Origin of the sequence: Halomonas sp. DP8Y7-1 (assembly GCF_019801685.1) — a bacterium.
In the GTDB taxonomy this organism is placed as follows: Bacteria; Pseudomonadota; Gammaproteobacteria; order Pseudomonadales; family Halomonadaceae; genus Halomonas; species Halomonas litopenaei_A.
Genome location: NZ_JAHVIN010000005.1, coordinates 777,878 through 803,675 on the forward strand (window position 1 = coordinate 777,878; position 25,798 = coordinate 803,675).

At 62.8% G+C, this 25,798-nt stretch carries 19 protein-coding genes; 10 read left to right on the forward strand and 9 right to left on the reverse strand.

Annotation, left to right across the window (positions count from 1 at the left end):
* The first annotated feature begins 6 nt into the window (after positions 1–6).
* Positions 7–1,479, forward strand: coding sequence for an NAD(P)/FAD-dependent oxidoreductase (locus tag KUV41_RS08685; protein WP_222237376.1), 1,473 nt, complete (start codon positions 7–9; stop codon positions 1,477–1,479).
* A 171-nt stretch (positions 1,480–1,650) separates the two neighbouring features.
* Here KUV41_RS08685 and KUV41_RS08690 read toward each other — a convergent pair whose 3' ends face one another.
* Complete coding sequence (locus KUV41_RS08690) at positions 1,651–2,547, reverse strand: LysR family transcriptional regulator (RefSeq protein WP_206942799.1); 897 nt, start codon at positions 2,545–2,547, stop codon at positions 1,651–1,653.
* Between the two features lie 114 nt (positions 2,548–2,661).
* Between KUV41_RS08690 and KUV41_RS08695 the strand changes: the two genes are divergently transcribed.
* The 3 genes from KUV41_RS08695 to KUV41_RS08705 all read left to right on the forward strand — a co-directional run bounded on the left by KUV41_RS08695 (position 2,662) and on the right by KUV41_RS08705 (position 7,047).
* Positions 2,662–4,164 (forward strand): sodium/glutamate symporter, encoded by a 1,503-nt coding sequence (locus KUV41_RS08695; protein ID WP_222485604.1) that lies wholly within the window; start codon positions 2,662–2,664, stop codon positions 4,162–4,164.
* Positions 4,161–5,798, forward strand: a complete 1,638-nt coding sequence (locus tag KUV41_RS08700; protein ID WP_222485606.1) for an amidohydrolase — start codon at positions 4,161–4,163, stop codon at positions 5,796–5,798. Before KUV41_RS08695 ends, KUV41_RS08700 begins: the two co-directional genes overlap by 4 nt.
* Positions 5,799–5,997: 199 nt before the next feature.
* Positions 5,998–7,047 (forward strand): CobW family GTP-binding protein, encoded by a 1,050-nt coding sequence (locus KUV41_RS08705; RefSeq protein ID WP_222161993.1) that lies wholly within the window; start codon positions 5,998–6,000, stop codon positions 7,045–7,047.
* A 161-nt stretch (positions 7,048–7,208) separates the two neighbouring features.
* On the opposite strand, the gene KUV41_RS08710 is transcribed toward KUV41_RS08705, so the two are convergent.
* On the reverse strand, positions 7,209–8,717 hold the full coding sequence (locus tag KUV41_RS08710) for a PLP-dependent aminotransferase family protein (protein ID WP_222485608.1): 1,509 nt from the start codon (positions 8,715–8,717) through the stop codon (positions 7,209–7,211).
* A 279-nt stretch (positions 8,718–8,996) separates the two neighbouring features.
* On the opposite strand from KUV41_RS08710, the gene KUV41_RS08715 reads away from it, so the two are divergent.
* The 4 genes from KUV41_RS08715 to KUV41_RS08730 all read left to right on the forward strand — a co-directional run bounded on the left by KUV41_RS08715 (position 8,997) and on the right by KUV41_RS08730 (position 12,733).
* A complete protein-coding gene (locus KUV41_RS08715) occupies positions 8,997–10,040 on the forward strand; it encodes a TRAP transporter substrate-binding protein (RefSeq protein WP_222485610.1) in 1,044 nt (347 codons plus the stop codon).
* A 56-nt stretch (positions 10,041–10,096) separates the two neighbouring features.
* Positions 10,097–10,699, forward strand: a complete 603-nt coding sequence (locus KUV41_RS08720) for a TRAP transporter small permease (protein ID WP_261395960.1) — start codon at positions 10,097–10,099, stop codon at positions 10,697–10,699.
* 2 nt (positions 10,700–10,701) lie between these two features.
* Complete coding sequence (locus tag KUV41_RS08725) at positions 10,702–12,042, forward strand: TRAP transporter large permease (RefSeq protein ID WP_222485612.1); 1,341 nt, start codon at positions 10,702–10,704, stop codon at positions 12,040–12,042.
* Between the two features lie 148 nt (positions 12,043–12,190).
* Positions 12,191–12,733, forward strand: a complete 543-nt coding sequence (locus KUV41_RS08730; RefSeq protein ID WP_222485614.1) for a universal stress protein — start codon at positions 12,191–12,193, stop codon at positions 12,731–12,733.
* 151 nt (positions 12,734–12,884) lie between these two features.
* Here KUV41_RS08730 and KUV41_RS08735 read toward each other — a convergent pair whose 3' ends face one another.
* From KUV41_RS08735 to KUV41_RS08750, 4 genes are all read right to left on the reverse strand, one after another.
* Positions 12,885–13,661: an IclR family transcriptional regulator gene (locus KUV41_RS08735; RefSeq protein ID WP_206942781.1), complete on the reverse strand. Its 777-nt coding sequence runs from the start codon at positions 13,659–13,661 to the stop codon at positions 12,885–12,887.
* A 101-nt stretch (positions 13,662–13,762) separates the two neighbouring features.
* The gene (locus KUV41_RS08740) at positions 13,763–15,037 is read right to left on the reverse strand and encodes a TRAP transporter large permease (protein WP_222161997.1); all 1,275 of its coding nucleotides are present in this window, start codon (positions 15,035–15,037) and stop codon (positions 13,763–13,765) included.
* 10 nt (positions 15,038–15,047) lie between these two features.
* Positions 15,048–15,635 carry a TRAP transporter small permease gene (locus KUV41_RS08745; RefSeq protein ID WP_222237384.1) on the reverse strand — a complete coding sequence of 196 codons (588 nt, stop codon included), beginning with the start codon at positions 15,633–15,635 and terminating at the stop codon, positions 15,048–15,050.
* Positions 15,635–16,867: a TRAP transporter substrate-binding protein gene (locus KUV41_RS08750; protein WP_206942775.1), complete on the reverse strand. Its 1,233-nt coding sequence runs from the start codon at positions 16,865–16,867 to the stop codon at positions 15,635–15,637. Before KUV41_RS08750 ends, KUV41_RS08745 begins: the two co-directional genes overlap by 1 nt.
* A 212-nt stretch (positions 16,868–17,079) precedes the next feature.
* Between KUV41_RS08750 and KUV41_RS08755 the strand changes: the two genes are divergently transcribed.
* Positions 17,080–18,711: a GMC family oxidoreductase gene (locus KUV41_RS08755; protein WP_222485616.1), complete on the forward strand. Its 1,632-nt coding sequence runs from the start codon at positions 17,080–17,082 to the stop codon at positions 18,709–18,711.
* Positions 18,712–18,894: 183 nt separating this feature from the next.
* Entirely contained in the window at positions 18,895–19,956 is a 1,062-nt protein-coding gene (locus tag KUV41_RS08760) for a YeiH family protein (protein ID WP_242520863.1), read from the forward strand.
* A 126-nt stretch (positions 19,957–20,082) separates the two neighbouring features.
* Here the strand turns inward: KUV41_RS08760 and pta are convergent, their stop codons facing one another.
* The 3 genes from pta to thiC form a co-directional block, all read right to left on the reverse strand.
* Positions 20,083–22,245, reverse strand: a complete 2,163-nt coding sequence (gene pta, locus KUV41_RS08765; protein WP_222483765.1) for a phosphate acetyltransferase — start codon at positions 22,243–22,245, stop codon at positions 20,083–20,085.
* Positions 22,242–23,456, reverse strand: coding sequence for an acetate/propionate family kinase (locus KUV41_RS08770; protein WP_222483767.1), 1,215 nt, complete (start codon positions 23,454–23,456; stop codon positions 22,242–22,244). Before KUV41_RS08770 ends, pta begins: the two co-directional genes overlap by 4 nt.
* 308 nt (positions 23,457–23,764) lie before the next feature.
* A complete protein-coding gene (gene thiC, locus KUV41_RS08775; RefSeq protein WP_261395961.1) occupies positions 23,765–25,717 on the reverse strand; it encodes a phosphomethylpyrimidine synthase ThiC in 1,953 nt (650 codons plus the stop codon).
* Positions 25,718–25,798: the final 81 nt, after the last annotated feature.

Here is a 25,798-nt window from a genome sequence, read left to right on the forward strand (position 1 = left end):
AGCGACATGCTGGAGCTAAAGACCGCGGAGCAGCGAGCGTTGGATGCCACCGGCCAGGGGCCGCTGCAAGGCAAAGGTGCGGCGACGTCTGCGCGCGCCCCTTATGATCCTGCCTATGACCCGCTGACGGCGAAGCAGGTGGGTACCGGCTGTGACTATGCGCCCACTTACTGGGTCGCCACCGCCGGCGAGCCACCTGCCGACGACGGCCCCATTGAGTGCGATACCGATGCCGACGTGGTCATCGTTGGCTCGGGTTTCACGGGGCTGACCGCGGCGATCTTCCTGGCGGAGCGCTATGGCATCAAGGCCACGGTACTGGAAGCCAATCGGGTGAGCTGGGGCTGCAGCACGCGCAACGGTGGCCAGGCTCAGTGCGCCTCAGGGCGCCTCAAGCGCTCCCAGTGGATTGCACGTTACGGTCTCGATACGGCGCTCAAGCTGCATCGGGAATGCGTCGAGGGCATGCAGACGTTCAAGTCCCTGATCGCCGACATTGACTGCGATCCACAGCCCGGCGGGCATCTGTATATCGCCCACAAGGATCGGATGATGCCGGGCCTGGAGAAAGAGGCGCGACTGCTGCGGGACACCTTCGACTACGATGCGCGGATCATCGATGGCGACACCGTCAAGCGTGAGTGGGTGGGGGACAGTGAGGCGGCAGGCGCCATGCATGAGCCTGAGGGCATCGGTATTCATGCGGCAAAGCTGGCCTTTGGTTACCACCGCAAGGCACGTGCTCTGGGCGTCAAGGTACACCCGGCAAGTCCGGTTCTGGGCTGGGAGACCCGCGGCGACACGCACTACCTGCGCACACCGGGCGGTCTGGTCAAGGCGCGGGCGGTCGGGATTGCCACCGGGGGCTATATCACCGGTCAGCTCCACCGTTCGCTGCATAATCGGCTGCTGCCGATCCTGTCGAATTCCATGGTCACTCGCCCATTGACGTCCGACGAGATCGAGGCGACCGGGTTTCGCACGCGCCAGGTGCTCACCGACACGCGCATCCTGCGCCATTACTACCGACTGTTGCCCGACAATAGGGTGCAGATCGGCAGTCGCAGCGCGATTTCAGGTCGTGATGCGCCGAAAGAACGCTACGCCGCCATGCTCAAGGCCGATCTTGAGCGCAAGTTTCCGGCGCTGGCCGGTATCGAGATCGACTACTCCTGGTGGGGCTGGGTCGATGTCAGCCACGACATGATGCCGCGGATTCACCAGCCTGATCCCCGGGAAAGCGTGTACTACGCTCTCGGTTACGGTGGAAATGGGGTGATGTACTCGGCCCAGGCCGGCAAGCGGCTGGCACAGTGGATCGCAGGTGAGGGCGCTACCCTGGAGTTGCCGATCTTTACGTCCAAGCTTCCGTTTCCCAATCTGAGAGAGCGCATCGAGTCGCAGGCGTTTGCCCCTTTCCGCCGCGCTGGCCAGCGTTTTCTCTACCGCTACTACTACGTCAAGGACGAATTGCTATGACGACATTCGGCGACGCCGGTACCACGCTCTTGTAACGTGCGCTGTTGCCTCGCTGGGTCAAGGGAGCCAGGCCGTGCCCATCGGGACGGCCTGGACGTCGTTGTGATGTGGGGCGGCGGACTCGCCATCCCGTTCGCTCTAGAGTGGTCGGACGCGTAAGGCGTCGAACCCTCAATGCTCTGGCGGCAGCTGCTTGTCGAGCCGCTGCAGAAAGGCCGTTTGTACCGGCGTCAGCTCCCCTTCGCGCCAGGCCACTTCCGTGACCAGACTGTGTTGCACGCCTTCCAGGGGCACCATGGTTACCCCCTTGCGCAGGTAGTTGCTGGCGCACTCCAGATGCACGGTGACGCCAAAGTCACAGGCCACAAAGGCGAAGATCGTCTCACTGTTGAAGGTTTCCTGCGCCACCTTGGGCTCAAATCCCGCCTCGCGGCAGATCAACTCGAGCTTTTGACGGAAGTGGTGCCACATGCTGTGTGCGCCGAGAATGAACGGCTCGTGGGCGAGCTCCTCCAGGCGGATACTCCGGCGCTGTGCCAGGGGATGATGCTCGCTGACCGCAGCAATGAAACGGTCGCGCTGGATAGGACGTGAGCACAGGCCTGGGGTCAGCACAGGCCCGGTGACGAAGCCGAAATCCAGATGGCAATCCGTCAGATCCTGTAGCTGTGATGCCGTTGAACCGAAGTGCAGGTCAAAGTGGATATCCGGGTGCAGCCGGCGAAAGTCATCCAGCAATGCCGGCAGTTCCCCGGTGATGGCAAAGTCGGTGTAGCCAATGGCAAGGCGTCCCAGCTCCCCCCGTCCCGCTCGCTGTGTCTTGAGCACCGCCTCGTCCAGATGGCGCAGGATCTGGCGACTCTCCTCCAGCATGACGCGTCCGGGCTCGGTCAACCTGACCTGGCGGTTGTTGCGTAGCAGCAGGGTCTCGCCGATGGCCTCTTCCAGCTGAGCAATGGTGCGGCTGAGAGCAGGCTGTGCAACGTTGAGCCGCTCAGCGGCATGACGAAAGTGCAGGCAGTCAGCCACGGCGACAAAAGCGGAGAGATGGCGAAGTTCTATGCGCATTGATGCCTCATCGGTATCGCATGAAACCTAATTGATATTATACGAGCAACGACGGTGGTCCTAGGCTGAGAACATCCGCTTCACTTCCAATAACAACCGTCGGGTGACTCCATCATGCAAGATTCCTTTCACGGGGTAACTGCCTTTGCGCTGCTGGCCTTGATGCTATGGCTTGGCAGTCAGCTGCGCAGCCGCCTTGGCTGGCTGCGAGCCTCGCTGGTTCCCGCCAGCATTGTCGGTGGTCTGCTGGGTTTCTTGGCGCTGTCGCTGGGCCTGCTGCCTGGCTATGAGCCAGGAGATTTCACCGCGCTGACCTTTCACTTTTTTACCCTGAGCTTCATGTCCTTGTGCCTGACCGGAAGCGGGCGCCAGAGCGAGGCCGGCGGTGGCAGCATCTTTCGCGGCGGCATGTGGATGACCCTTGCCTGGAGCATCAGCCTGGGCCTTCAGGGCGTGATCGGTTTCCTCGTGGTCAGCGGCTACGACGCGGTGACCGGCAGCGAGATCAGCGCCTTTCTCGGTGCCATCGTCACCCATGGCTTCACTCAGGGGCCCGGACAGGCGCTGACCTACGGCACTATCTGGGAGAGCGAGTACGGCATCGCCAATGCCGCCCAGGTGGGACTTATCTATGCCTCGCTTGGATTCCTGATGGCCTTCGCACTAGGCGTGCCGTTGGCGCGACGCTATCTGTCCAAGGGACTGAACGCCAACCGCGCCTCACGCCTGGACGACAACTTCCGTCGCGGCTTCTTCACCCGTGCCGGCGAGGCGGCCGACGCGACCTCCTTGCCATCGATGGGGCGCATGATCTCCCACCCTGGCAATCTGGACTCCCTGGCCTATCACCTTGGTCTGCTGGCGATTGCCTATGTCGTCACGCACCTCTGGCTGACCTTTATCCAGGGGGTGATCGGTGACGCCACACCCTTCGGCATCAACGTGGGGGTGCTGTTCAGTCACAACCTGTTCTTCCTGCACGGTCTGGGCGTCTGCGTGCTGATGCGTATGCTCATTGACCGTCTTGGCCTCGCTCATCGGGTCGATGATGAGACGCTCAAGCGGATTACCGGCAGTTCGGTGGACTTCATGGTGGTGGGCACCCTGATGAGCATCCAGTTTGCCGTGCTTTACGCGCTGCTGGTGCCCATCCTGCTGGTCACGCTGGCCGTCACCTTGTCGACGCTGCTGGGGTGTCTGGTCATGGGGCGGCTGAGCGGCGAGCTAGGACCGGAGCGAACCGTGACGTCCTTTGGCTGCTGCTGTGGTTCCACCGGTACCGGGCTGCTTCTGCTGCGAATGATGGACGCCGACTTTTCCACCTCCGTGCCCAAGGAGCTGGCCTTCTTCAACCTGGCCATCGTGCTGGCGACGCTGCACCTGCTGATGATCTTCGCGCCGATCGCGCCGTCTCTGGGGGCAGGCACTTATCTGCTGGCCTTTGGTGGCACGGCGCTGGCCCTGGTCGCCTGTATCCCGCTGATGCTGATGTGGGGCCGCCACGGGCGAGATAGTTCGCCATCGTCAGGTTGGGCCGCCAGCGTCGACCAACCTGCATACACCAGCTCACCCGCCAGCCTTTCATCGACCGTGACCAAGGGAGCGTCTCGCTCATGAGTATCGTTGTCTATCCTGCTCGCCGCGTGCTGACCATGAATCCATCCCAGCCCCGGGCCACCCACGTCGCCGTGCACGATGACCGAATCCTGGCGGTGGGCGGCGCCGAGGATATGCCGAGCCATGCCCGCACCGATGATCAGTTTGCCGACAAGGTGATCCTGCCGGGCTTCGTGGAAGGCCACAGCCATGCCCTGGAAGGCGCGATGTGGGACTACCTGTACCTTGGATTCTTCCCGCGCCAGGATCATCTTGGCCAGCAATGGAGCGGCCTTGAGACCATCGCCCAGGTGCAGCAGCGCCTGCGCCAGCATGCGGCCACGTTGGACGAGGGGGAGCCGCTGATCGCATGGGGGTTCGACCCGGTCTACTTTCCAGGGCAGCGACTGAGTCGTCGAGAGCTGGATGAGGCCGTCGCAGACCGGCCGCTAGTGATCCTCCACGCCAGCTTTCACAGCATGACGGTTAATAGTGTGATGCTGGAGCTGAGCGGGATCGAGCAAGGCCCGAGGGTGGAAGGGGTACGACTGGATGACCAGGGACGGCCAAACGGTGAGCTGCAGGAAATGGCGGCCATGTTCGTGGTGTTCGATGCCATCGGCAATAACCTGTTCAATGCGGTGGCCTCGCCTCAGGCGCTCAAGCGATACGGCGATATTGCCAGTGCCTGTGGCGTGACCACCATCACCGATCTTTACAACCCGATGACCGACGAGGCCATCGAGGCCATGCGGGAGGCGACCCAGGCCGCCGATTTCCCGGTGCGGCTGGTGCCTGCCATGGGGGTATTGGGTTGGTCGGCGGAGGAGGGGATCGCGCGTCTACAGCGTGCCAAGACCTACAGTCATGACCGACTGGTGTTCGGCCCGGCCAAGCTGATGACAGATGGCTCGATTCAGGGCTACACCGCCCGCCTGAAATGGCCCCACTACCATGACGGCCACGCCAATGGCATGTGGAATGCCGACCCCGCCGCCTTGACGGAGCTGGTACAGGCGTACCATCAGGCGGGATTGCAGCTGCATATCCATACCAATGGAGATGAGGCCGTCGAACTGATGCTGGAGGCTCTGACCCAGGCGTTGACGCTGTGGCCGCGCCCCGATCATCGCCATACCCTGCAGCACTGCCAGGTCATCGACCACGCCCAACTGAGACGGGCTGCCCGGCTGGAGCTGTGTCTCAACATGTTCGCCAACCACATCTACTACTGGGGCGACATCCACTTGGAGCGCACGCTGGGGCCTTCTCGCTGCCAGCGACTGGAGCCACTGGCGTCTGCGCGACGCCTGGGCATCATGACCGCGATCCATAGCGATGCGCCGGTGACTCCTTTGGGGCCACTGTTTACTGCCTGGTGCGCGGTGAACCGCACCACCGCCAGCGGCCGTCGGCTTGGTGAGCAGGAGGCCGTCAGCGTTGAGGCCGCCCTTGAGATGATCACCCTGGGTGCCGCCTTCACCCTGGGGATGGATGATCGCGTGGGCAGCCTGGAAGTGGGCAAGTTTGCCGACATGGCCGTGCTGGATCAGGACCCGCTTGAACAACCGGCCGAAGCCCTGCGAGACATCAGGGTACATGCCACCATGCTGGGCGGGCGTATCCACCAACGCAAGGCAAGCCACACAGGATGAAGGTTGCTGACTCCGTCGCTGGCGACAGGGTGCCCGGCAAAGGGCAAGAGAGCGCGATGGATACGGCCGCCTGCAATGGGCATCAACAAAGGTAGATGAGATGGTCCATGACGATCTGGCAAGTGGTCCCATGGGGGCTGAGAGGATAGAAGGGGCTGAGGGAATAGTTCGGACTGAGGGAATAGTGCGGGCTGAGGCAATGGAAGCCGCCAGGGACAGCCTTGAGCCCGCAAGCATCCGTCCGCGGGGCTCAGCGCAGCGCAGTGCCCTCGAGGCGGTTCCGGTCACGGTCATCGCCGGTTTCCTGGGGGCAGGCAAGACCACCTACATCAATCGACGCCTGGCGGCGGGTGACGTGGTGGATGCGCTGATCCTGGTCAACGACGTCGGCAAGGTCAATGTGGATGTGGCATCGATCGATTACCGGGACGATCGCGTGCTGTCGTTGGCCAATGGCTGCGTCTGCTGCACCCTGGGCGGGACCCTGGCAGAGCAGCTGTCCCAGGCGTTGCGGCTGAAGGCCAGGCCCAGTGAGATACTGATCGAGGCCAGCGGTGTCGCCAACCCTTGGCGCATCGGCGACATCGCTCGACTGGCGCCGGGCTTGAGCCTTTCCGATACCGTGGTGCTGGTCGATGCCAGCCAGGCCCGGCGCCTGGCCCAAGACGTTCAGGTCAGTGACCTCTGGCACGCTCAGTTGTCGTCGGCGCGGCGCTTGTTGGTGAATCGTCTACCTCGGGACGAAGAGGATAGAGAACGCCTGCTGGCCTGGTTGGGAAAGCTGGCGCCAGGAGCCACCCTGGTATCGGAAACCGGGGCCTGGGACGATGGCGATGTCGCCGCTCAGTCATGTGGCGGCGCTGACAGCCAGCTTGACCGCACGATGGCGGGGTCTTCTGAGCATCCGGCGGGCGCCGACGCGTCAGGGGGCCACACAGATCACTCCGGGCTGAGGCAGCGTACCCTGCACTTCACCGGAGCGGTGGCGGCCGATCGACTGGTGACGGTGCTGGAGCGCTACCGCGATTGCCTGTATCGGGCCAAGGGCTTTCTCAGGCAGGCCGCGGGCGAAGGTGGCTGGTACAGCCTCCAATACAGCGGATCGCGAGGTCGTTGGCACCCCCATGGCCGTCCGGTGACTGGAGCGGTGTTGGTCTGTATCGGCCGCCAGAGCGAGGCATTTGACGGTCTGATCAAGGAGATTGAACAGCTCGAAGAGCCGCTTGAACATCTGATCGACCACCCATAGATCGCCACGCGGCCAGCCCGCCAGGGGACACCTGCATCAATGGCTGCGCCGCCGATTCGCTGCGTCGCGGGCGCCTAGCGCCTCATACCGCTTGGCTGGTGTATTCAGCGCTGCCCTAAGGGGCGATGGTGTGTGGAGCCGACGCTTAAGCGGATGTGCGTTCAGCCGCGATGCACCGGCGTACTTGCCTCTTGCCGCAGTGAGGGCAGCAGTGAGGCCAGACGCTCGATGCCGGCTTCGATGCGTGACTCGTCGATGGCAGAAAAACCCAGGCGCAGCGTGGGACGTGTCGGCTGGGTAAGGAAATGCACGTCTCCCGCTTCAAACAGCACGCCTTGCTCCTGGGCCAGACGCTTGAGCAGCCCGACGTCGGTGCTCTCGGGCGCTTCCAGCCAGAAACACGAGCCGCCAAAGGTGGAGCGGATCTGGAACTGAGGAAGGTGCGCTTCCAGGGCATCCCGCATCAAGTGCCAGCGACGTTGATAGGTCTGGCGTATCTGGCGCAGCAGAGCGTCGTGATAGCCCCGGTCGAGAAACAGCGCCACACTGCGCTGATTGTTGGTCGCTGGATGGCGAAGCATGAGGCGACGCAGGGCGCGCGCTTCAGCGATGAAGGCAGGGGGCGCCACCATGTAGCCGAGCCTCAAGCCAGGCGCCAGCGTCTTGGACAGACTCCCCACATAGATGACCCGACCGCTGGTATCCAGACTCTTGAGGGCGGGGGTCGGGTTGTCGATGAAGTTGGTCTCGCTCTCGTAGTCGTCTTCTATCACCAGGAAATTGTCGTGGTCGGCGCGTTCGAGCAGCTGTCGGCGACGCTCCAGCGGCAGGGTGACGCCGGTAGGGGATTGATGGCTAGGCGTCACATAGGCCAGATGGCAGCCGGCAAGTCGGTCATCGATCACCAGCCCCTGGTCGTCCACGTCCACCGCCAGAATATCGTCGGTAAAGGTGCGCGCAATGTTGACCATGTCGACGTAACCGGGGTTTTCCATGGCAAAGCGGCGCTGTGGCCCCAGGGTCAGCATCGCGCTGATCCACAGCGCCTGCTGCGCGCCCACCGTCACCAGGATTTCCTCGGGTCGTGCCCAGACGCCGCGGCGTGGCAGCAGGCGTTGATGAATCTGTTCGACCAGCAAGGGGTCGTCTTCACTCAGGTGGTCGGCAGACCAGCGGCGAATCGCCGGCACGCTCACCGAGTCACGACTGCACTCGCGCCAATGCTGGGTAGGGAAGAGGTTGGGATCGATCTGACCGTAGAGGAATGGGTAGTCGTAGTCGAGCCAGTCGGTCGGCTTGGTGATGCAGGGCTGCTGGGCGAGCCGGCGCGTCAGCAGTGATTCCCAGGGCAGCTCGGGTGCGGCCGCAGTGCGTGCGGCAGCGTGATTGTCGGCCCCGGTGGCGGCAACGCGCCCGGCCAGAATGTCAGGATTGACGAAGTAGCCGCTGCGTTCTCGGGCCACCAGATAGCCATCATCCAGCAGCTGGTCATAGGCCAGCATGACAGTATTGCGCGCGACGCCCAGCTCCTTGGCCAGGCGCCGGCTAGAGGGAAGCGCTTCTCCAGTAGGCAGATGGCCTTCGATGATCGCGCGGGCGATCTGCTCGCGCAGCTGGCACTGCAGGCTTTCCTTACGGTCGGCGTTGAGTCGAAACAGGGGGGCGCTCATTCCGCTGGTGCATTCCTGATAGTCATTATTGGCATTGTGGGGCGACGAAGAGATTCGCTACCGCTGCTTACGATCCTACAGACAACGCACGCTGTCGAGAGGAGCCGGGGGGCTGGCCCAAACGATGGCGGCGCGTTGGTCCTATGGGGTGCGCGTTTGTCGATAGAGAGTAAGCATCATGGTGAGGCGGCGAAGCCAACATGCCGCCGACCGCCCCTGAAATGAAACACCCGACACAATATTCCGCTCGATGCGGTACAACAATGATGGGAGTTCCTCATGCATTACCAGGCACCCTATACGCACCCCAAGTCCTCACGCGTTCTGCCGCGCGGGCTGGTTACCGGCTTGTCACTGGCGCTGCTGAGCGCTGGGACCACTGTCCATGCGGCGACCTGGAAGATGGCGCTGGGTGATGCCGCCGGTGGCACCCAATATGAGCTTGGATCGACCTTTGCCACCCTGATCGAGGAAAAGTCAGGGGGTGAGATCAACGTCGACCTGTTCCCCAACGGTCAGCTTGGCAGCGAGCAAGATACGGTCAACAACGCCAGCATGGGGCTGCTCGACCTGTCGGTGCTGGCGATCAACAATATCACCCCCTTTTCGCCAACGGTGGGGGTAATGACACTCCCCTATGTCATTCAGAGCCCCGAAGATGCCCGCACCCTGACCCAAGGCGCGATCGGCCAGGAAATGGTGGAGAACACCATTCGCGATGCTGGCGTGCGCATCCTCGGTTGGGCCTATTCGGGATGCCGACGGCTGACCAATTCGTCCCATCCGGTAGCAACCCCGGACGATCTGGATGGGCTGGTCATTCGCGTGCCCAAGAACGAGATCATGATCGCGGCCTATCAGGCCTGGGGCATCAACCCCAATCCTCTGGCCTGGTCGGAGACCTTCACGGCGCTGCAGCAGGGCGTGGTCGACGGTCAGGACAATCCCTACATCACCATTGATGCGATGAAGTTCTACGAGGTCCAGGATCATGTGACCGACAGCTGCTATGTGTTCTCCATGGAGCCGCTGATCATCAGCGAAGGCAAGTTCCAGAGCCTGTCCGAGGAACAGCAGCAGTGGGTGTTGGCAGCGGCTCAGGAGGCCACCGACCACAGCTATGACTACCTGCTTGCCCAGGAAGACGCCATCAAGACGCGCCTGGTAGAAGAGCACGGCATGGAAATCACCGAGCCTGCCGATGGCGAACAGGCCTGGATCGAACAGGCCACTGCCATCTGGCCCGACTTCTACGACAGCATTGGCGGCAAGCAAAAACTGGATGCCGCCCTGGCCGCTCTAGGACGTGACCCCGCTCCCTGAATAGCGTCCCTCGCCTGAATGTCCTTGAACCCTCCTGGTGCCCGGTGTCGGGCACCATGGCCGCCGACTCCACTGGCAGGGGCGGCGGCGACTGCTCGGAGGTCGTCGTGATGAAATGTGTCTGGAAGATGGTGGACAATCTCGAGAACTGGCTGTGTCAGTTACTGCTGGTGACCTTTGTTGTTCTCCTTTTCGCGCAGATTCTGCTGCGCAATCTGTTCAGCTACTCGCTGCCCTGGGCCGATGAGCTGGCGACCTACGCCTTTGTCTGGTTTGCCTATCTGGGCGCGGTGTACGCCGCCAAGAAGTCTGCCCATAACCGGGTGACGTTTCAGTTTCGCTTCCTGCCCAGGTGGGTGGGGCTTGCCTGTGGTGTGCTGACCGATCTGATCTGGGTCGGCTTCAATCTGGTGTTCATCTGGCTGAGTTACGACTTCGTGTTCCATCGGATGAACGACTTCTGGAAATCCCAGACCCTTGGGGTGCCGATGAAGGTGTTCTACCTGATCCTGCCGCTGGCATTCGTGCTCATGACGCTACGTATCGTGCAGAACAACTATGTGCGCTTTGTTCAGCATCGGGAGCCGGAAGACCCGGAGGCCGAAGCCATTGAGGAAGCACGGATGGCCGCACTGTCACCCTCGGCCGAGGAGAAGTAGCGATGGAGACCAGCCTGATCTACGTGCTATTTGGCGTGTTCTTTCTGCTGCTTCTGCTGGGGGCTCCGATTACGGTGTCGCTGGGTGTCGCCGCCCTGGCGACGTACCTGTGGCTGGGGGAAAACCCCATGGCCTTCGTCCAGATTGCCTTTACCTCGGTAGGCTCATTTCCGTTGATGGCATTGCCAGCCTTCATACTGGCGGGAGCATTGATGGAGGCTGCAGGCATATCCCGACGCCTGGTCGATATCGCGGAAGCCTTCGCGGGTCCGGTGACGGGGGGGCTTGCCGCCGCCACGGTATTTGCCTGCATGTTTTTCGGGGCCATCTCCGGATCGGGGCCCGCCACCACCGCTGCCGTGGGCATGCTGATGATCCCTGCCATGGCCAATCGTGGTTATGACCGCGGCTATGGTTCCGCCATCACCGCCTCGTCCGGTGGCTTGGGAGTGGTCATTCCGCCGTCGATTCCGATGGTGATCTTCGGGATTTCGGGCATGGGGCTGCAGCCCCCCGCCGAGGCCGTGGCGCAGCATGGCGCCTTCCAGAGTCTGTCGATTCCGAAGCTGTTCATCGCCGGTATCGTGCCCGGCATGGTCATTGCCGGTTGCCTGTTGACCATCAACTATGTGATCTCCAGACGCCGTGGCTATTCGGGGCTCAGTGATACCTGGTCCTGGGAGACCATTGGCCGCAGTCTGAAGCGCGGTGTGTGGTCGATTCTGGCACCGCTGATCATTCTGGGAGGTATCTACAGTGGACTCTTTACCCCCACGGAATCCGCCGTGGTGGCCATTGCCTACACCCTGATCGTCGGCATCTTCCTGCACCGCGAGCTGAAATGGAAACCCACGCTGAAGACCCTGGAGACGACTACCTGGATCACTGGCCGGGTGCTGCTGATCCTGTTCACCGCGACCGTCTTTGGACGACTGCTGGTCGAGCAGCGGGTTCCTGCCATCATTGCCGAGGGCATGCTGGGATTGACCGACAATCTGTATCTCATCTGGGCCATGGTGATCGCCTTCCTGCTGTTTGTCGGCATGTTCATGGAAACCCTGGCGGCCATCATGATCCTGACGCCCGTTCTGCTGCCCATCATGTACATGCTGGGCATGGATCCGGTGCATGTGGGCATCGTAGTGGTGTGCGCACTGGCCATCGGCTTCCAGACGCCGCCTCTGGGGGAGAACCTGTTCGTAGCGTCAGGTATCGGAGGATCGTCGATCGAGGAAATTTCGCTGAAGGCGCTGCCATTTGCCGCCGCATCGGTATTCGCGCTGTTCCTGATTGCCTACTTCCCGGCACTGTCGCTGTGGCTACCCGGGCTTCTTGGCTATTGACGTCGTGCAGGTGCCGCCGGGTCATGGCGGCGTCGCGGGCGCCAGTGTGAGTGTCGCCCTCTGAACTAGCCCTCTGAACTCGCCCTCTGAACCTCGCCGGGAACCGCCACGCCAGCGTCCCGGCCTGACACCCCATAGAGAGGTTGCCATGCCTACCACCATCTCACGTGTGCTGTGTTGCCTTGGGCTCAAGGATGACTGCCGTCAGGTCCTGGCCCATAGCCTCAGCCTCGCCAGCGCCTGCCAGGCAGAGGTTCACGTGTTGCACGCCGTCAAGTCACTCTCGGACGATGTGATGCAGACCCTCAAGGCCAACATTCGCGAACGACGCACTCTGGATGCGTTGATGGAACAGCGACGCGAACAGGCGGCACAGCGCCTAGATGAGTTTATCGAGGCGCTGCAGCAGGACTGGCTGGGGAGTTACCCGGCAGACAGCGAACTAAGCGGCCGACAGCGCGGTGACAAGGTATCCGCCGACTCGCCGAGCCACATGAGCCTGATCACCGCTCGTGCCGTGGTGGAGGGATATCCGGCGTCGGAAATCATCCGTTATGCCACCCGACATGATTGCGACATGATCGTCATGGCCACCAATAAACGGGGGTTCAGCGCGTCCTACGCCGGCAAGGTCACCAAGGGCGTGATCAAGCGTGCCAGCGTTCCAGTGGTGGTGGTGCCACCGGTGTGATCCTGTGGAAACAACCTGTTTAAAGAGCTCGTTAAAAAAGCCCTTTAAAAGAGCCCGGTGCAGCGTCACGTCTCGTCACGTCGCGCAGCGTCGGGCTCTTCATGTCGTCGAGCCCAGGGCCTCTCAAGATGAGACGCTGCTGGACCGCTTCTCAGCGCTGAAACGTTTCTTGCAGCTGGCCGGCGATACGGCGCATCAGCGGGGCCCACTCCATCAGCGAATCAATGGTGTGGCGCAGTCGCGGGGCGTGAATGGCGAGCGTCGCCTGGATACGGCCCGCTGTGTCGTAGATGGGCACTGCGATAGCCACCATGCCCTGAATAAACTCTTCGTTGTCGGTGCTCAGCTCGTTGGCGGCGATGTTCTCAAGGCGGCGTTCGAGTTCGTCGGCGTCGGTGGCGGTGTAGGGCGTGTAGGCCTCCAGCGGCAAGTGCTTGAGCAGCTGGCGGCGTTGGTTGGCGCCCATCAGGGCAAGAAACAGCTTGCCGCTGGCGGTGCAATGCAGTGGGATGCGAGAGCCCGGGGGCAGCTGGATGCGTACCGGCCAGTTGGTCTCCACCCGTTCGTAGTAGAGCACCTCGTGACCCTCCAGCAGGGTCAGGTTGCAGGTCTCGTTGACGTCTTCGGCGAGACGCTTGAGCAGCATCCGGCGCGGAGCCTTCAGGCTCTCGTTGGCGAGGACCCCCATGGCCATCTGATGCAGGCGATCTCCCGGCAGCAAGTGACGGCCCTCTGGGTCCCGCACGATCAGATCCTGTTCCTCGAGCTGCTTGAGCAGTCGGTGGAGCGTCGGCTTGGGGATGTCCAGCTGTCGTTCCAGGTCGGCGGCACTGACGCCATGCACGGCGGTGGCGATGCTCTCGAGCAGCATCAGACCCCGTTGCAGCGTGGAATTGGTCGTGTTGCGGGAGCTGTCGTTGGTCGGCATAGGCGATCCTTGGCGACGTCGAAATGAAAAACCTGACGTTCATGATAACGCGGCAAGCCCGGAGAGGCTTGCCGCGTCAGCGTGCACCGGTTCAAGCGATGTCATCCCACCAGCATCAGCGACAGGGCAGGCCATAGCGAGATGGCAATCCAGCAGCTGATCAACGCGATAAAGTAGGGAATAACGAACTTCACCAGTCTGAGGTAGGGAATGCCGGTGATACTGCTGGCGACGTACAGGTTGAGACCGAAGGGCGGCGTGACGAAACCGATGGCGGCACCGACCAGGAAGATCACGGCGAAGTGTATCGGATCGACCCCCGCATTCTGGGCGATTGGCGCAAGAATCGGGGCCAGGATGATGGTCACCGGCAGACTCTCGAGAATCATGCCCGCCAACAGGATCATCAGCATGCATGCGCCGAGGATGACGTAGTAGTTGCCCAGCCCGCTGAGCAGGGTCTCCAGCGCCTGCCCCGCACCCAACACCGACAGAAGCTGCTGCATGACCACCGAGATGGCGATCAGCGGTGCCAGCATGCCGGCGATCTGGCCGGAGCGCAGCATGATCGACGGCAGTGCCGTAAAGCGGATCTCGCGGGTGATCAGCAGCCCGGCAATCAAGGTGAAACCGACCGTGATCGCTGCCGCCTCGGTGGGCGAGAACTTGCCCGAATAGATGCCGTACAGCACCACCCCGATAGTCGCGAAGCCCAGGTAGGCGCGGCGTGCGAAGCGAGCGCTTTCTCCGCCCTTGAAGGGAATCAGCGTGCCCCAGCCGTGGCGCCGTGCGACCAGGTGGCAGGCCACCATCATGCCCAGCACCATCATCGCTCCGGGAATCATCCCGGCGATGAACAGATCGCTGATCGACAGGTTCATCATGAAGCCGTAGACGATAAAGATGATCGAGGGGGGGATGATGATACCTACGGTGCCGCCAGAGGCCGCGGTGGCCGCCGAAAAGCGCTCGTCATAGCCGTTCTTGACCATCTCAGGCTGCATGATGGAGCCAATCGTGGCCGTTGTACCGGCGTTGGATCCCGAGATCGCCGCAAACAGGCCGCAGGCGCCCAGGGTCGCCATGCCCATGCCGCCGCGCAGCCAACCCAGTACCGAGTAGGCAAAGTCGGACAGCCGCTTGGCAATGCCCGCGGCATTGATCAGGTCGCCGGTAAGGATAAACAAGGGAAGCGCCAACAGCCCGAAGAAGCTGAGCCCCTGGAACAGGGTGACGCCGACGTTGGCGAGGGTGAAGTCGATGATCAGGCTGGTGCCGACCACCCACAGCCCGATCACCAGAAAGATCGGGACCCCCAGCAGAAAGATCGTGGTACAGCCCGCCGTGACCAGGCCAATAAGCATGCCGTCAGTCATCACGCTTCTCCTAGTCCATGATGGACGGTTGCAGGTTGAAAGGTTCGCCTCGGCGGAAACGTGCGACGTCGGTCGCCAGATTCTGGAGGACGCGGTAGATGATCAGCACCCAGGCCAGCGGCGTGGCCAGGTAGAACCACCACTGCATGACATTGTCGGTGCCAGGCACAATGGCGAAGTTCATGTGCGCCAATTGCACTTGGATGAGGGTGAAATGGATGACCAGGGCGCCGAAGGCGATCCACAGCACCGCATCGAGGACCTGACAGGCGAACTGGCCTGAGTAGGGCAGGCGCATGCGAATCTCGTTGAGCGAGAGGTGGGTACGCTGCTTGACGTTGAGCGACGCGCCGAACCAGGTCAGCCACAGGAACAGCAGCACCGGAATACTGGTACTCCAGGGGGCTTGCAGGCTGAAGAAGAAGCGGCGGATGACCTCGACGAAGATGATGCCTGCCATTCCGCTGTAGGACACCAGAATGATGACCTTCTCCAGGTTGGCATCGATCCACTTCAGAGGCAGCAGCCAGGCGGGAGTCGAGCGGTTGGCGACGTCAGACGACGTCGCCTCAGCCGCGGTGGCCTTGTGATCGGTCATTACGCCCTCCACCAGCGCTTCGGCGCTACATTGACAGCCGCCATATCGCGGGGGATTTCGCGAGCAATGGTGTGAATCTCCTGGTAGATATCGATGTCGCCCGCCCAGCCATTCAAGCGCTCACGCCATTGCTCCCAGGGGCCCGGGTTGAACTCTGGCGCACATAGCTGCTCGGCCTGGGCGCGAATCTCATCGGATAGCGGCGCGACTCTCACATTGTTTTCTGCAAAGACGGTGCCCGCGGCAGGGTGTTCACTGGCGCCGACAATCTGGTAGCGACCGGCCTCGTTCATGCCCTGGGTAAAGATCTGCGCGGTATAGGCAGATTCCATCACTTGCTGCTGAAGTTCTGCGCCGAGGCTTTCGAACTTGGACAGATTCATGGCGGTATGCTCGGTGCCCGCAAAGAAGCGCAGGTCGACCGCTTGGGAGACCACCGGCGCCATGCCCGCGTAGGCCACCGCACTCATCCAGGTTTCCGCGCCATCCAGCAGCCCCTGCCGCAGTCCGTCCAGGGTCTCTTCCCAGGCCACCGGAACCGGATTGAGACCAAGCTGTTCCATGGCGATACGACCGAGCTGAGTGCCTGTCACCCGGTTCTTGGTGCCTTGCAGCACTTCCAGGCTGTCGACCAGCGGACGGTCCGCCCAGCTCTGGCCCATCATCAGTCCGCGCAGGTCGCAGTGGGTGAACAGGAACTGCAGGTTGTGGCGCTGGCGCATCGGTTCGCGCAGTAAGGCCTCGCTGCGGTGGTCGTAGAAGAAATGGAACATCGAGGCGACGCTCGGGAACATGTAGGCGAAGTCCAGCACGTTCAGGTAGGGCGCGCCGCCGGCGGAATTCTGGGTCGATGCCGAGAAGATGTCGACGATGCCCTGTTGTGCCTTGCTGACACAGTCGAGCTGGTTGCAGACCTCGTTGGACCCCATGAATTCGACGCGAATAGCGCCGTCGGTGCGCTCCTCGAGGTCCCGGGCAAAGAACAGCTGACCGGATTTCTGAATATCCAGGTTGCGCTCATTGAAGCCGGAGGCGCCGAAGCGTAGCTGGAACTTTGGCTCGCTGGCGTAGCGGCGCTGCTGCTCGGACTCCGCGGCGCGGGCAAGACTCGATGCGGTCAGGCCCGCGCCGAGGCCGCTGGCGGCCAATAGGGTAGACGTCATGCCGAAGCGACCGGAGATGTTGAGGAAGTCACGGCGAGACAGACGTGAGGGGAGAAGGCGTGAACTCATGTGTTGCTCCCAATGTTGTGGTTGGTGTCGGGATGCAGAAGGAGGCAGGCCATGGCGGGGCAATGCCTCCGGGCCGTTTTTCGGCCTTGACCACACCATAGATCGCCTTTTGGGTGTTGGCAATAAAATTGATTCTATTTGTCTCGATGTTGATATTTTTAGAAATGGGTCTACGATGTTTTGAGACAAAACGTCTCGTTTGAGTGAGAGCCATGACAACGACAACACCATCGTCAGACGTCTTCGACTACATCGTCGTGGGAGCCGGTTCCGCCGGCTGCGTACTGGCGAACCGTCTCAGCGAAGACCCGGAGGTTTCCGTACTGCTGCTGGAGGCAGGGGGATCGGACTGGAACCCTTGGATTCACGTGCCGGTAGGCTACTTCAAGACCATGCACAACCCGGCGACCGACTGGTGCTACCTGACGGACCCGGATGACGGCATCGATGGTCGGCGGCTGCAGTGGCCCAGGGGCAAGGTCCTGGGGGGATCGAGCTCGTTGAACGGTCTTCTCTATATAAGAGGGCAGCGTCAGGACTATGACGACTGGGCGGCCATGGGCAACCAGGGGTGGGATTACGCCTCGGTGCTGCCCTATTTCAAGAAGTCCGAGTGCCAGGAGCGCGGGGCCAATGCCTTTCATGGCACCGATGGGCCGCTCAAGGTGTCAGACCTGCGACTGCGTCGCGAGATCGCCGAGCGCTTTATCGAGGCCGCCAAGGCGGCGGGTATCCCCGAGAATCAAGACGTCAATGGCGAGACCCAGGAAGGAGTCGGCTACTTCCAGCAGACATCGTACAAGGGCTTTCGCTGCTCCACGGCCAAGGCATTCCTGCGCCCCGCGTTGAAGCGCCCCAACCTGACCCTGGTCAAACGGGCCCATTGCCAGCGCCTGCTGCTGGAAGGAAAGCGGGTGGTCGGCGTCGAGTACCGCCAGGGCAATGTGCTTCGTCAGGCCAGCGCTACTCTTGAGGTGCTGCTGTCGTCGGGTGCCATAGGCTCGCCGCAGATCCTGCAGTGCTCGGGTATCGGTGACCCACAGCACTTGGCCGATGTCGGCGTCGACTGCCTTCACGAGTTGCCTGGTGTGGGGGAGAACCTGCAGGACCATCTGCAGATTCGCCTGGTGTTCAAGACGCGTTGCCGAACGCTCAATGATGAGGTGCGCCATCCACTCAAGAAGCTGGCGGTGGGCACCCAGTATGCGCTGACCCGCACCGGGCCGCTGACCCTGGCCGCCAGTCAGGTGTGCATTTTCACCCAGTCGCGGGAAGGGCTGGACCGCCCTGACATCCAGTTTCATATGCAGCCGCTGTCCGCCGACAAGCCGGCGGAAGGGGTGCATCCGTTCTCGGCCTTCACCTCATCGGTGTGTCAGCTCAGGCCGACGAGTCGCGGACGCATCCGTATCACCAGTCCGGACCCGGCGGTCTATCCCTCCATCCAGCCCAACTACCTGAGCACCGATGAGGACTGCCGAGTGGCAGTAGACGCCATCAAGGTCGCCCGGCGTATCGCCGAGCAGGCTCCCCTCGCCGATGTGATTACTGACGAGTACGTGCCTGGACGTGCCTATCAAAGCGATGAGCAGTTGCTGGACGCCGCTCGCCGCTATAGCCAGACCATCTACCACCCGGCGGGCACCTGCAAGATGGGCAACGACCCACTGGCGGTGGTGGATGATCGCTTGAAGGTGCATGGGCTCCAGGGGATCAGGGTCGTCGACGCTTCGATCATGCCCATCATCGTGTCGGGGAATACCAATGCACCGACCATCATGATCGCCGAACGCGCGGCGGACATGATCAAGGCCGACCGCCAGACAAGGACGCAGGTCGCCTGAGTACGGCGCGCCGCCAGGACGTCTAGCTGGACTCATGCAAGGCCCGGCGCTGGTCCTAACTCCACCGCAGCGCCTGGGACAGCATGTGCTGCATGCAGTGCCGGCCGCAGCGGCCCCCGTATTGCTCACACCATGAAGACGCTGCCACGACGTGGCGATATCAACGACAACAGAGGACACGTCATGTCCCAGCCAACGACCCACGCCCCGAGCGACGCCCCAGACAGTGGGTGGAGGCGGCATCTGGAGCCCGCCAGGGCGCGTATGCCCGGCGTACTGATCTGTATCACCATCGCCCTCGCGACGACCTTCATCGCCGATCACTATGGTGGTCCAACCCTGCTGTACGCGCTGCTGTTCGGCATGACGCTGCACTTTCTCAGCGAGCAGGGCCCCTGTCTGCTGGGCGTCGAGTTCGCGGCTCGCACCATCCTGCGCCTGGGCGTGGCCTTGCTGGGCGTGCGGATCACGCTGGAACAGGTGGCCGAGCTTGGCATCGGTCCGGTGGTAACGGTAGTGGCCGGGGTCATCCTGACCATCGTCGCGGGTGGGGTGCTGGCGCGGCTGCTTGGCCTGCGCAATGACCTGGGCCTGCTGACCGGGGGATCGGTCGCCATCTGCGGTGCATCGGCAGCCCTGGCGCTGTCGGCGGCGATGCCTCGTAACGAGGTGGCCGAGCGCAATACCATCCTGACGGTGGTTGGCGTGACCACGCTATCCACGGCGGCCATGGTGCTGTATCCGCTGCTGGTGGGAGCGCTGGAGCTGAGCGACACCCAGGCGGGTATTTTTCTGGGCGGCACGATACATGATGTGGCCCAGGTCGTCGGTGCCGGCTATATGATCTCGGACGAAACGGGCGATATCTCGACCTTCGTCAAGCTGCTGCGGGTCGCCATGCTGGTGCCGGCGGTGATGGTCTTCATGCTGCTGTTTCGGCGAGCCAGGATGGCGGAAGGCGGTGCGGATGGCGCCAAGGTCCCCATGTTCCCGAGCTTCCTGATTGCGTTTGTGGTGCTGGTACTGATCAATAGTCTCGGCGTGATACCCCCGGTGATGGTGGAGGGTATGACGGACCTGTCGCGCTGGTGCCTGGTGACGGCGATTGCCGCGCTGGGGATCAAGACGTCGTTTCAGAAGCTGGCCGTGGTGGGGTGGAAACCGGTCATTCTGATGATTGCCGAGACGCTGTTCCTGCTTGGCCTGGTGCTGGTGTGCCTGTATACCGGTATCGCGGAGTGGTGACCGTGGAGGCAGGCGTGGCAGACAACCTAGCCCCGGCAACTCCGGGGCTAGGTGGTATCAGCGCCGAGATGCGGCGATCAGGACGCCAGTGGCGGCATTGACGTGACGGGAAACGTCGGCGGGCCGCTATTGTCCAGCCTGTATCGCCGTCAGCGCAATCGTGTAGACGATGTCTTCGACCAGGGCGCCCCGTGACAGATCGTTTACCGGCTTGTTGAGGCCCTGCAGCATGGGGCCGATGCTGACCACCCGGGCACTGCGCTGGACCGCCTTGTAGGTGGTGTTGCCGGTATTGAGGTCAGGGAAGACAAACACCGTAGCGCGCCCTGCCACCGGCGAGTCCGGTGCCTTTTGCCGGGCCACGCTGGCGATCGCCGCAGCGTCATATTGCAGAGGACCATCGATGGGCAGGTGTGGGGCTTTCTGGCGGGCGATGCGGGTGGCTTCTCGGACTTTGTCAACGTCAGCACCGGTGCCTGACTCGCCGGTGGAATAGCTGATCATGGCGACCCTGGGCTCGATGCCGAAGGCCTCGGCGCTGGCCGCACTCTGCAAGGCAATCTCGGCCAGCGCGTCGGCGTCCGGGTCAGGATTGACCGCGCAGTCGCCGTAGACCACCACCTGATCGGGCAGCAGCATAAAGAAAACCGACGACACTTGAGCATATCCGGGGGCGGTCTTGATCAGCTGAAAGGCCGGTCGAACGGTGTTGGCGGTGGTGTGTATCGCCCCTGATACCAACCCATCGACCTCGCCTTCCGCCAACATCATGGTGCCCAGAACCACACTGTCGTGAAGCTGGGCCTCGGCGGTCAAGGGGGTCAGCTTGCCCTTGCGCCGTTCCACCATGGGGGCGATGAAGCGGCAACGTTCGCTGTCGGGGTCGAGAATCTGCAGATCATCGGGCAATTCCAGGCCGCGGGCCTTGGCCACTTCCACAATGGCCTGGCGCTTACCCAGCAAGACGCAGTTGGCGATGCCGCGGCGTTGGCACAGGATGGCTGCTTCCAGGGTGCGTGGCTCATCCCCTTCGGGCAGCACGATGCGCTGGCGCTTTTGCTGGGCCATGCTGACCAATTGATGGCGAAAGGCCGCTGGAGACAGTCGGCGCTGGGTCTCGTCGTCCATCAATGCCAGCAGCCATTCTCGATCGAGGTGATCCGCCACAAAGGCGCTGATGGCCTCCGCCCGTTCCTGGTCATCCACCGGAATCCCACCGGGGATGTCGGTCAGTTTGGCTACCGTGGTGAAGCTGTCGGTATCGACGGACAGGACAGGCAGGCCGGAGGATAGTGCTGGCTGGCAGACGTCGATCAGCTGCTTGCTGGGGGTTTCGCCGTGGGTTAGCAGGAGGCCCGCCAGGGGCACCCCGTTCATGGTGGCGAGGGCAGCAGCCAGCAGGGTGTCGTCGCGATCACCAGGGGACACGATGAGTTCGCCCGGGCGCAATGCATACAGCAGATGCTCGGCGCTGCGGGCACCCAGGGTGGTATGGGCGACGCGACGTCTATCAGCATCACCGTGATGCAGGATCCTGGCGCCGAGGGCGCGGGCCACATCCAGGGTCCGCGGCGCGGTCAGCGCGGCGCGATAGGGTACCGCGGCCACTACCGGCAGGCTCTGCTCGGATGCCGTGGCCAGTTGGTCCTGCCAGTGCTGGCGGTGGGCGCTGGCTTCACGATCACTGACGGAGGCCAGGGTCTGATCGCTGGCCGAGTCATCGCCGTCACTGGGCAGGCGCATCAGAATGGTGCCGAGGGTACGCCTGGAACCCACCGCGTCGATGCTCTGGCGATGGAAGGCCAGGCTCTTGGCCAGCTCCTTCAGGTCGCTCGTCTGGCCATCGGCGACCAGAATCACCTGGGCGTCCAGGGCGCTGGCAAGACGTACATTGAGATCCAGGGCGTAGGCGTTCTTGCGCAGGGGGCGAATGCCTTCCACGACGATGAAGGCCGGCCGCTTGCCGGTCGCCGGTTTGGCGACCCGTGAATGGCGTTCGACGGCAAGCTCAAGCAGACCGTCGCTGTCATTTCTGCCCAGGTAGTGCTCCACGTCTTCCCGGGGCACTGGACGAGGCGAGCCGATGCCCAGGGTGCTGGCGACCAGCGAGCGAGCCCTTTCGGCGCTGTTGCTATCGTCATCGATGCCCTCTGCCTGGCTGAATGGCTGCAGGAAGCCTGCCTCCAGGCCCAGGGTATCCAGTGCGCGCAGCATTCCCAGCGCCGCAGAGGTCAGGGCGACCCCCTCATCCACCGGGATCAACAGCAGGGTACGGGGTTGCAGGCTCATACGGCTTCCTCGGACCTGTCGGCCAGTGCCAGACGGGTGATCAGTGCTCGGGTCTGGCTGGCGATATAGCCTTCTTCATCGGTGGGAATGACGCGGATTTCCGGCGAACCGGACTCGCTGGCGTCATGGATGGCACCTTCGCTGCCGCGCGCAAGAGCGCTGTTGGCAGCGCTATCGAGATGCACGCCCAGCGCCTTGAGGTGGCCCAGCGTGCGGGCCCGAATCAGCGACGAGTTTTCTCCTATGCCGCCAGTGAAGGCGATGCCATCGACCCGAGGAAGCGCGCAGGCGAGACCGGCCAGGGTCTTGGCCAGGCGATAGCAGAACACTTCGATGGCCAGGGTCGCGCCGGGGTGTCCTGCGCCTGCGGCCTGCTCCAGCTCGCGCATGTCATTGGTCAGGCCAGATACGCCGAGAAGGCCGCTCTTCTGGTTGAGCAGCAGGTCAATCGATTCCAGCGACATCCCTAGCTGGCGGGCCAGATGGAGGTGCAGGCCCGGGTCGACGTCGCCACTGCGTGTGCCCATCACCAGCCCCTCCAGGGGCGTCATGCCCATGCTGGTATCCTGGCTTTCGCCTTCCCAGACTGCGGTTGCGGAGCAGCCATTGCCGAGATGGGCGATCAGCCAACCTCCGTGTCCCCGCTCGCTGACCTCGGCCAGGCGCTCGCTGACGTAGGCGTGACTGGAGCCGTGGAAGCCGTAGCGCCGGATGCCGTGGCGCTGATACAGGTCTTCGGGAATCGCATAGCGGTAGGCGTGGGCCGGCAGGGTCTGGTGGAAGGCGGTATCGAATACCGCCACCTGGGGCAGGTGCTCGAACAGACGTCGGGTGGCGGTGATGCCATCCAGGTTGGCCGGGTTATGCAAGGGTGCCAGGCTGACGGTCTGGCGAATGGTGCGGACTACCGTGTCGTCCAGCAGCGTGGCGCAGGTGAAGCGCTCGCCGCCGTGGACCACCCGGTGCCCGATGCCGACGGGACGTTGATCACCCAGGTGGTCGAGGATGGTCTTGAGCGCCAGGGCGTGGGTGGCTCGAGGTAGCGAAATGTCACGCCGGTTGCCGTGCTCTTCTTCCAGCTTCAGGCAGGCATCGTGGCTGCCCAGGCGCTCAGCAATGCCTGATATCCGAGGTGCGCCAGGGGTCTGATCGACCAGCGCAAACTTGATCGAGGAGGAGCCGCAGTTGATCACCAGTATCGGGGCTTTCATGCCATCTCCAGAGAAAGACGCCTTGTTAAGGCGTGTAAACGGGGGGGGGGATGGCGGCGAATCTAGCACCGCGGCCGGTGCCTCATAATTGTCCTGGGGAGGTAGGGAGGGCCAGTTGCTGGTGGAACAGCACAGCTTGTGACGACCATCAAGTGACAGGGCAAAGAGGTTAGACTTTGGTAGCAATTTGTGCGATGCAGCGTGAAGGCTGCCGGCGGCCCTGAATCTCCGCCGCAGCATTCGCTTTGCGGCAGCCTCCTTCCCGCCCGCGGGGCCGCGGGCGGGAAGGAGGCCGTGATGGGCTTGCGTCAGACTTCCTTGTACAGGGCACCGCCTTGCTGGCGGAAGGCTTGTGCCTGCGCCTCCATGCCCGCCATGACCGCCTCGCTGTCGCCGTCCAGGCCGTTGTCGCGGGCATAGTCTCGGACTTCCTGGCTGATCTTCATGGAGCAGAACTTGGGTCCGCACATGGAGCAGAAGTGGGCCACCTTGGCCGCGTCCTTGGGCAGCGTCTCGTCGTGGTAGGCGCGGGCCGTGTCCGGGTCCAGGCCCAGGTTGAACTGGTCCTCCCAGCGGAACTCGAAGCGTGCCTTGGACAGCGCATTGTCCCGGCGCTGAGCGCCGGGGTGCCCCTTGGCCAGATCCGCCGCATGGGCGGCGATCTTGTACGTGATGATCCCGGTCTTGACGTCGTCCTTGTCGGGCAGGCCCAGGTGCTCCTTGGGGGTGACGTAGCAGAGCATGGCGCAGCCGTACCAGCCGATCATCGCCGCGCCGATGCCTGAGGTGATGTGGTCATAGCCGGGAGCGATGTCGGTGACCAGCGGGCCCAGGGTGTAGAAGGGCGCCTCGTCGCAGTACTCGAGCTGCTTGTCCATGTTCTCCTTGATCAGGTGCATGGGCACGTGGCCGGGCCCTTCTATCATCACCTGCACGTCGTGCTTCCAGGCAATGTGGGTCAGCTCGCCCAGGGTCTTGAGTTCGGCCATCTGAGCTTCGTCATTGGCATCTGCCACGGATCCCGGGCGCAGCCCATCGCCCAGCGAGAAGGCCACGTCATACTGCTTGCAGATCTCGCAGATCTCCTCGAAGTGGGTGTAGAGGAAGCTTTCCTGGTGGTGATAGAGGCACCACTTGGCCATGATCGAGCCCCCCCGCGAGACGATGCCGGTGACTCGGCCAGCGGTCAGCGGCACATAGCGAAGAAGCACACCGGCGTGGATGGTGAAATAGTCCACCCCCTGTTCCGCCTGCTCGATCAAGGTGTCGCGAAAGACCTCCCAGGTCAGGTCCTCGGCCACGCCCTTGACCTTTTCCAGCGCCTGATAGAGTGGCACGGTACCGATTGGCACCGGTGAGTTGCGGATGATCCACTCACGGGTTTCATGGATGTTCTGTCCAGTGGACAGGTCCATGATCGTATCCGCCCCCCAGCGAATCCCCCAGGTCATCTTGTCCACTTCCTCTTCGATGGAGGAGGTCACCGCAGAGTTGCCTAGATTGCCGTTGATCTTCACCAGAAAGTTACGCCCGATGATCATCGGCTCGGCTTCGGGATGATTGATGTTGGCCGGGATGATGGCACGTCCGGCGGCCACTTCCTGGCGCACGAACTCGGGGGTGATCTCATCCGGCAAACGGGCTCCGAACGACTGGCCGGGGTGCTGGTGGCCAAGTATCGCTTCGACCTCGTCACTGCCACGATAAGGGTCCTGAAGGGCCTGTCGACGTTGATTCTCGCGAAGTGCAATGAACTCCATTTCCGGTGTGATGATGCCGCGCCGCGCGTAATGCAATTGGGTGACGTTGCCCGGGCGGCCATCGGCGGTCCTGGTGGCGCGGCGTGGTGTGCGCGTCAGCTCGAAGCGCAGCGGTGCCAGCAGTGGGTCATTGGCACGCCGGCGGCCGTACTCGGAGGTGGGACCGTCGAGCCACTCGGTGTCGTTGCGCTCCTCAATCCAGGGCCTGCGCAACTCGGCCAGTCCCTTGCGCAGATCGACCTGTATCGCCGGGTCGGTATAGGGGCCTGAGGTGTCGTACACCAGTAGCGGTGGATTGGCTTCGTCGGCGCCTGAAGTGCGCGTCGGCGACAGGGTGATTTCGCGAAATGGCACCCGCAGGTCGGGGCGGGAGCCCTCTACATAGACCTTGCGAGAGCCTGGCAGGGGAGTGACGGCGGCCTGGTCGACCCTGGCCGTCTCGGCCAGGAAGTGGGCGTCATGGCGGGATCTCGGATGAGACGAGGGATGGTCGAGTGACATAGGTGGTTTCCTCTCACGGCGGTGCAGGGCAAGTGGCGTCGCCCTGATGGTGGTAATGGCACGTCGCGAGGGAGAAGGGGG